Genomic DNA, 6,977 nt, shown 5'->3' with positions numbered 1-6,977 from the left:
GTGGGACATCACGGGGCCCGCGTCTCCGGGGTTCACCGCAGCGCGCGCGTCGGGGGCCGGGGTGTGAACCGGCCCCGGGGTGTTCACAGCCGTCGGGGGAACCGGCCCCGGGGTGTTCACAGCCGTCGGGGCGCTCCCGGTGTCCTCGGCGGGAGTCGCCGCTCGGGCGCTCGTGGCCGCCTCCGCTCCGAAGCGCGGTGTGAACACCTCCCGCAACGCCCCCGGCAGCATGTCCGCCAGCCGCTCGTCGGAACCGGCGCTCACCTCCAGCCAGACCGGCGGGCGGTCGTGGATCAGCAGCAGGACGCAGCCCGCGTGGGTGAGGGCGGTGACCGGGCCGTCGGGATGGCCGGAGAGCTGCTGCCAGACGCGTTCACGCAGCGGGACCTCAGCGAGTTTGCCCTGCTTGCGCAGCCATGACTCGACCTCGGCGAGCGCGAAGGAGGGGCTGGTCTCGGTGCCGCCGACAGGCCTCGGGAAGTCCGCGTGCCTGCGCCGCCAGTTGCTGACGGCCGCGCGGCCCACCCCGGCCAGCCGTGCGATACCGGCGGCGGTCACCTCAGTCGCGTTGTCCTGCACCCGCCCGCTCCCCTCGTCGTGCGCCGCCTCGGCGACCCGCATCGGCCCAGCGCCCCCGCATGTGACGCCGAGCATACCGACGCACGCAAGATCCACCCATTCACGCCGTGTACACGAGCCCTATCGTGAACCGTGTTGACTCGGTTCACAAGCTCTGCTCTTATTGACCCAGCGAAACGAGCGACCACCGAGTGGCGGTGGTCGCCGGGTCGGAGGGGGAACACAGCCATGGGCATGAAGGGCAAGATCGCGCTGGGCGCCGTGGTCGGAGTCGTCGTCATTGGAGTCGCCTCGGCGAACGCCGGGGAGAACGGGGGCGGCGGCACGTCCGGGGGCAGCACCAAGGGCTCCTCGGCGTCCGCACAGCGCGAGGCCGGGGGCGAGAAGGGCGAGAAGGGCGAGAAGGGCGACGAGGGCGGCAAGGGCGCCCACAGGGCCGCGGCCGCCGAGAAGAAGGCCGCGTTCTCGGGGGACGGCGACTTCCAGGTCGGTTCGGACGTCAAGCCCGGCACCTACCGCTCCACCGGCAACAGCGACGGCATGTGCTACTGGGAGCGGGCCAAGGACGCCTCGGGCGAGATGGACTCGCTGCTGGCCAACGACAACGTCACCGGCACCAGTTACGTCACCGTCAAGGCCACCGACAAGCTCTTCACGTCGAGCGACTGCAACGACTGGGAGGCCGTCGCCGACCAGGCGAAGGGCTCCCCCGCCTCCCGGATGGCCGGCGACGGCGGAATGTTCGGAGTCGGCGCCGACATCGCCCCGGGCACCTACAAGTCCACCGGCAACACCGACGACTCCTGCTACTGGGAGCGCACCAAGGACGCCGAGCACGGCATCGACTCCGTGCTCGCGAACGACAACGTCAACGGCACGGCCGTCGTCAAGGTCAGCGCCTCGGACGCCTACTTCAAGACGACCGGCTGCAAGGACTGGACGAAGACCGGCTGAACCAGCCCGTCCCCTTCGGTCTCCCCCGCTCACCACCGGGGCGCACCCCATGCGCAGCGCCCCGCACCTCATCACCTCACCGCATCCCCATCAAGGAATCACCATGCGTCGTACCGCACTTGCCGCTCTCTGCATCGCTGCCGCGGCCACCGCAGGACTCACCGGCTGCCAGTCGGACCAGGACAAGGCGGACAGCAGCACGAACGCGTCCAGCGCCTCCGCCGCGCCGGGCAAGTCGGCTGCTCAGAAGGACCCCTTCGCCGGCCTGACCGGGGGTGAGATAGCCGACCGGGCCGCCAAGGCCACGACCGGCGCCTCCTCGCTGCGGATGAAGGGCGACATCCCCGACGACGAGAGCGGCGCCACCATCAGCCTCGACGTCCTGCTGAACAAGAAGGGCGAGTGCGCTGGCACCATCGGCATGGGCGGCGAGGGCAAGGCCGAACTGATCAAGACCGGTGACATCGTCTACATGAAGTTCGACGAGGCGTTCCTGCGCGAGCAGAGCAAGGGCGAGTCGAAGGCGGACACCGACGCGGCCGTGGACATGCTGGCCGGCAAGTGGACCAAGTCGAAGGCGACGGGCGCGGACGCCAAGGAGTTCGAGGGCTTCTGCGACCTGGGCGCGGCACTGGAAGGCGCCACCGACACCGCCTCCGACGCGAGCCGCGGCAAGACGGCCACCGTCGACGGGACACCGGCGATCGTCCTGCACGAGAAGGACGGCAAGGACCGCTACACCCTGTACGTCGCCACCGAGGGCAAGCCGTACCTGCTGCGGGTCGACAGCACGGCCGGGGCGGACCAGGGGTCCGTCACCTTCAGCGACTTCGACGAGCCGGTCCCCACGCAGAAGCCCGCCGGCGAGATCCTGGACCTGGACGCCCTGGGCGGCTGACCCACCGCGAGCGACACGGCCCGGGACGTCGACTCCCGGTGACGACACGCATCACGCATCACGCATCAGCGGCACGCATGACGCGGGACAGATGACGCGGGACACAGGGATCGCGGCACGCTCAAAGGGCGTGCCGCATCCAGACGTTGGGCTCGACGTACACCGCGTACCCGCGCTCCGGCTCACACCTGACCGGCACCAGCGCCCCGGGCACCTCGATGTCGCCGGCCGTGTCGAAGGGCAGTCCGGTCCAGCGGCGCCACTGCTCCAGCGAACCGGACACCGTCATGGAGGCCGGCGCCACGGCGTGCACCTCGGCACCGGCCCGCGCGTGCACGCGCAGCCAGGGATCGTGCGGCAGACCGTCGGGGCGCACGCGACGGGCGTACTCCTCGATCGGGGTGTGCGGTTCCAGATGCTTGGCGCTGGGGCGGACGGGGGCGACGACCTCGGTGAAGCCGTGGGCGCGGGCGCTGTCCCGCATCGCCGTGAGCATCAGGGCGGACAGGCCGCGGCCCTGGACGCGCGGATCGACGACGACCGAGATCGCGCTCACCGTGTCGGTCCGCACGCCGCGCCTCAGGTCGCTGAAGGCCCACGTCAGCACCTCGTCCCAGCCCCGGGCGGGCAGTTCACCGCGGTCCTCGGTGTGGAGGGCGAAGGGCACGCTGTGGGCGTGCGCGACGACCTCACCCCGCTCGTCCTCGGCGAACAGCACGTACTCGGGGAACTCGGCGGAGATCCGTCCGTAGTGGGCGTTGCCCACCAGGTCCTCGGTCACGAACTCCGGCCAGCTACTGGCCATGCCGAGGACGCGCTCCCGCATCTCGGGACGCTCGGCGAGACTCGACGTCTTCCACTCCATGCGATCACCGTAGGTGCGGGCCGGCCCGTCGGAAAGCGTATTTCCCGACCGCCCCGCGGAGTCCACGACTGCTCGGGGCGAACGGCACGATCCTCAGTCCGCGTGGAAGCGGGGCGGCGCCGCCGTCGGATTGCCGCCGACCGGGAGCTTCTGGCCGGGGCAGCCCGTGAGGACCTTCTCCATCGCGGACTTCTCGGCGGCCGTGACCCACAGGCCGTACTTCTTCTTCACGGCGACCTGGGCGGCCACATAAGTGCACCGGTACGCCTTGTTCGGCGGCAGCCAGGTCGCCGTGTCCCCGTCCCCCTTGGAACGGTTGGTGCTCGCGTCGACCGCGAGCAGGTTGAGGGGGTCGTTGGCGAGAGCTATCCGCTTGCTGGCGTCCCAGTACTTGGCCCCCTTCTGCCAGGCGTCGGAGAGCGCGACCACATGGTCGATGTCGACCTGGCTGCGGCCTCGCCGGTAGGTCACCTCCTTGCCGGAGTACGGGTCCGACTCCAGCACGCCGTACGACACCTTGCAGTGCCCGCCGGTGAACTTCACGTCCTCCAGGTCGCGTTTGAGTATGTCGTCGCGGGTGTCGCACTCGTTCGAGTCGGTGTCCGCCCAGGCGGTGCCGAACCGGTCCCGCTCGTAACCCGTCTTGGGCGCCCGCCCCTTCACGGTGAGGGACTCGGCGGCACTGAGCGCGGCACCCGAACCGCCCGCGCCCCCGGTCTCCTCGGGTCCGCCGGCCCCTGTGGTGGTCTCCGCCTTGCATCCGGCCACGGCCAACACCAGCACGGCGGCGGCCGCGGCCCCGCCCCTCAGACGCATCACGTGCGCCCCTCCCCTTGCAACCCGGTCCGCCCCCGCAAGGAGCGCCTTCCCTCGTACGACGTCGCGCACACCGTAGCGAGCGGGCGCACCGGGGCGTTCAGGAGGTCCAGACCACCATGCTTTCGAGTGGGCATCGAAGACATACCGGTCGTATCGTCATTGCTGAGTCACCTCGGGAAGGAGCTCTGGATGGGCATCTTCGACAGGTTCAAGAGCAACCGCCAGATGCAGGACAAGGGCAAGGACATGTCCGACGTGGCGGAACGGAAGGTCAACGACAGAACGGGCAGCAAGTACGAGGGCCAAGTCGACGACGCCCAGCGGAAGATCGAGGGGTCGCTCGGCATGGATCGCGACAGGCCCGAGCAGCCGTAGACCGGACCTCGCCGGACACACGGGCACTGGGCCCGCCCGGGCACACCCCGAGCCGCCCACCCTCACGCGCTGAACGAGAGGCCGCCCGCGCGGATCCGTCCCGCGCGGGTGCCCTTTCGCGTTCCGCCGGGGTCAGGTCGACGAGCCTGTCGGCCACGGCAGCACCGTGAGCTCCGGCCATATCTCCTTCCAGCGCGTGGCCTTGGCCTCGTAGACCTCTTTGGGGGCAAGGACCGGGTTGGGGCGGACCACGAGGTTGAAGACGTCGGACAGCCCGTGCGGGGCATAGACACGCCATCCCCCGTCGCGTTCGAGCCGCACACCCAGGCAGCAAGTGGTCGCGGCGAAGCGGTCGATGGCAGACTCGGTGGAGTCGTACGGCGGGCAGGGCACCCCGAACTTCCCCTCGTACCAGAGGTGCACCCGGGCCTCGTTGCGGATCTCCACCTCGGCTCCCAGACCGCCGAACACCTCCTGCCCTGCCCTGATCACGGCGTCCTCGGCCTCCCAGGAGAGATCGGTGTCGTCGAAGTAGAAGACGTCGTAGTCCCTGATGCCTTGCGCCGGGGGTCTGCCGGTGACCACGTTCCACACGGTCTGGAACAGGCAGCCCGCCGTCACGTACCAGCCCGGCAGGTCAAGAGTCGCCGTCCTGGCCATCACCCCGGTCAGGATCTCGTTCCGGTCGAGCGCGGCATGGAACGCGTCCAGCTGCTCCGTCAAAGACAGTCGTCCGAGCATCCGCCCTGACTATCACGGTCAGACCTTGCCGATGCCCAGGGTCGTCTCCGACGGAAGCAGCCCGGAGGAGAGCACGGCGACCCAGAAGTCACCGAGCAGGTCCGCGAGCCGGGTCACTTCGGCGGCGCCCAGCAATTGCCAGGGTCTGGCGGCGAGTTGGTCGGTCTGGTGCTCCACACGGTGGCGCAGGTCGCGGCCGGCATCCGTGGCCGCTCCTTGCTCGTCGACCAGTCCACGGGCCGTCAGACGCTCTCGGGCCGACCGCCATTCCCCGGCGCTCCAGCCCCGGCTCTCGAAGCGCTCCACGGATGCCGCGCCGATCGCGGCGAAGGAGACGAGTGACTCGACCGGGTCGAGTCCGGCCACGAGCAGGGCCGCGATGTGGCCGTCGCCTCGGTGCTCACGCAGGATCGTCGCCGCCTGCCACAACTGGAGGTGTGGAGCCTCGGGCCACAGCAGCTCGGCGTTGGCCGCGGCCAGCGGGCGGCCCGCCGTGTCCACCGACTCCGCCGCGCACCGGGCGAGAGCGGCGGCCTCCGCGAGCTGCGGACTGTCGACACCGTCGCCGAATATCGCGCGGTATGCCCGGTCGACGCCCCGCAGCCTTGCCGCCAGCACCGCGCCGGGCTCGGCGGTCGCCCACGCGGAGTCGATGTGCTCGGCGACCATGCGAGGGCTGAAGCTGTAGAAGGCCGACGCCACGCGCTCGGTGCCCACCGGCCCCAACGGCGCCGCTCGCAACGGGAAGTAGCTCGGCCAGCGCTCCTTCGTGTCGTACCCGAGCGCGGCGGCCTCCTCGAAGACCTCCGGCGCGTAATAGAGAACGGCGTGCAGTGGTTCCAGCAGATGCCAGAGCTGGCGCACCCGGGTCAGCTCCACGGCGTCACCCGCTCCGCCGACACCGGCCTCCACCTCGGCCTCGCCGTCGTGCTTCGACATGACATCCCCCCGTCGTCAGCGCGGCCCTCGGACCCCGCATCCCAACTTGACACTGACTAGATTGCCTCGCCGCCCCGAACTTGTCAATGCCTAGATCCGGCGTACGCTCTGACCATGGCACCTGTGGAGACCGACCAGCCGAACCGCCCCTACCACCACGGCGACCTGCGCCGCGCGATCCTCACGGCGGCCCTCGACGTCATCGCCGCCGACGGCCCCGCCGGGCTGAGCCTGCGCGATCTGGCCCGGCGTGCCGGGGTCTCGCATGCCGCACCGGCCCACCACTTCCGGGACCGCACCGGACTGCTCACGGCGATCGCCGCCGAAGGCTTCGCGCTGCTCGCGACCGCCGTCAACGACGCCTCGGACCTCAAGGACGCGGGCGGGCGCTACGTGCGCTTCGCCCGCGAGCACCCGGCCCACTTCCAGGTCATGTTCGCGCCCGGACTGCTGCGCGCCGACGACCTCGAACTCACCACGGCCCGCGCCCTGGCCACCGAGGCCCTGCGCTCCTCGGTCTCAGCAGTGCGCGCCGACGACTTCGGCATCGACAGCCGCCTCGCGGGGGTCGCCGCCTGGTCCCTCGCCCACGGCTTCGCCACGCTGCTTCTCAGCCACAACCTGGACGGCCCGGTCGGCGACAAGGACCCCGAGGAGGTCTTCCGGACACTGGCGACCACGCTGTTCCGCACGCACTGAACCCACGGCCGGCCTGAGCGGGAGGACGCGCCCGAGGAAGCCCCCCCCCCAAGGAAGCCCCCCGGAGTCGGGCGAACATCGACCCGAGGGCACCGTGCAGCCCACAGC

8 protein-coding genes and 1 pseudogene are annotated in these 6,977 nt (G+C 70.7%); 4 read left to right on the top strand and 5 right to left on the bottom strand.

What is annotated here, in order from left to right:
• Positions 1 to 579, bottom strand: a pseudogene (locus AOJ26_RS42200) (SAM-dependent methyltransferase); the annotation flags it as partial.
• Positions 580 to 807: 228 nt separating this feature from the next.
• Between AOJ26_RS42200 and AOJ26_RS27845 the strand changes: the two are divergent.
• Positions 808 to 1,533, top strand: coding sequence for a hypothetical protein (locus AOJ26_RS27845; RefSeq protein WP_053851119.1), 726 nt, complete (start codon positions 808 to 810; stop codon positions 1,531 to 1,533).
• 103 nt (positions 1,534 to 1,636) lie between these two features.
• A complete protein-coding gene (locus AOJ26_RS27840; protein WP_053851118.1) occupies positions 1,637 to 2,431 on the top strand; it encodes a hypothetical protein in 795 nt (264 codons plus the stop codon).
• 121 nt (positions 2,432 to 2,552) lie between these two features.
• On the opposite strand, the gene AOJ26_RS27835 is transcribed toward AOJ26_RS27840, so the two are convergent.
• Complete coding sequence (locus tag AOJ26_RS27835) at positions 2,553 to 3,296, bottom strand: GNAT family N-acetyltransferase (RefSeq protein ID WP_053851117.1); 744 nt, start codon at positions 3,294 to 3,296, stop codon at positions 2,553 to 2,555.
• A 93-nt stretch (positions 3,297 to 3,389) separates the two neighbouring features.
• Positions 3,390 to 4,112, bottom strand: a complete 723-nt coding sequence (locus AOJ26_RS27830) for an HNH endonuclease family protein (RefSeq protein ID WP_234358687.1) — start codon at positions 4,110 to 4,112, stop codon at positions 3,390 to 3,392.
• 192 nt (positions 4,113 to 4,304) lie between these two features.
• Between AOJ26_RS27830 and AOJ26_RS27825 the strand changes: the two genes are divergently transcribed.
• On the top strand, positions 4,305 to 4,490 hold the full coding sequence (locus tag AOJ26_RS27825) for an Rv0909 family putative TA system antitoxin (RefSeq protein ID WP_053851115.1): 186 nt from the start codon (positions 4,305 to 4,307) through the stop codon (positions 4,488 to 4,490).
• Between the two features lie 132 nt (positions 4,491 to 4,622).
• Here the strand turns inward: AOJ26_RS27825 and AOJ26_RS27820 are convergent, their stop codons facing one another.
• Positions 4,623 to 5,231, bottom strand: coding sequence for a nucleotidyltransferase family protein (locus tag AOJ26_RS27820; RefSeq protein WP_053851114.1), 609 nt, complete (start codon positions 5,229 to 5,231; stop codon positions 4,623 to 4,625).
• Positions 5,232 to 5,249: 18 nt separating this feature from the next.
• Positions 5,250 to 6,170, bottom strand: coding sequence for an SCO6745 family protein (locus AOJ26_RS27815; RefSeq protein ID WP_053851113.1), 921 nt, complete (start codon positions 6,168 to 6,170; stop codon positions 5,250 to 5,252).
• Positions 6,171 to 6,284: 114 nt separating this feature from the next.
• Between AOJ26_RS27815 and AOJ26_RS27810 the strand changes: the two genes are divergently transcribed.
• Positions 6,285 to 6,869: a TetR/AcrR family transcriptional regulator gene (locus AOJ26_RS27810; RefSeq protein WP_053851112.1), complete on the top strand. Its 585-nt coding sequence runs from the start codon at positions 6,285 to 6,287 to the stop codon at positions 6,867 to 6,869.
• The last annotated feature ends 108 nt before the right edge of the window (positions 6,870 to 6,977 follow it).

Source organism: Streptomyces sp. NRRL B-24085, assembly GCF_001282115.1.
Taxonomy (GTDB): Bacteria; Actinomycetota; Actinomycetes; order Streptomycetales; family Streptomycetaceae; genus Streptomyces.
The sequence above is the reverse complement of the archived record's forward strand: the minus strand, read 5'-3'. Positions and strand labels throughout refer to the sequence as shown.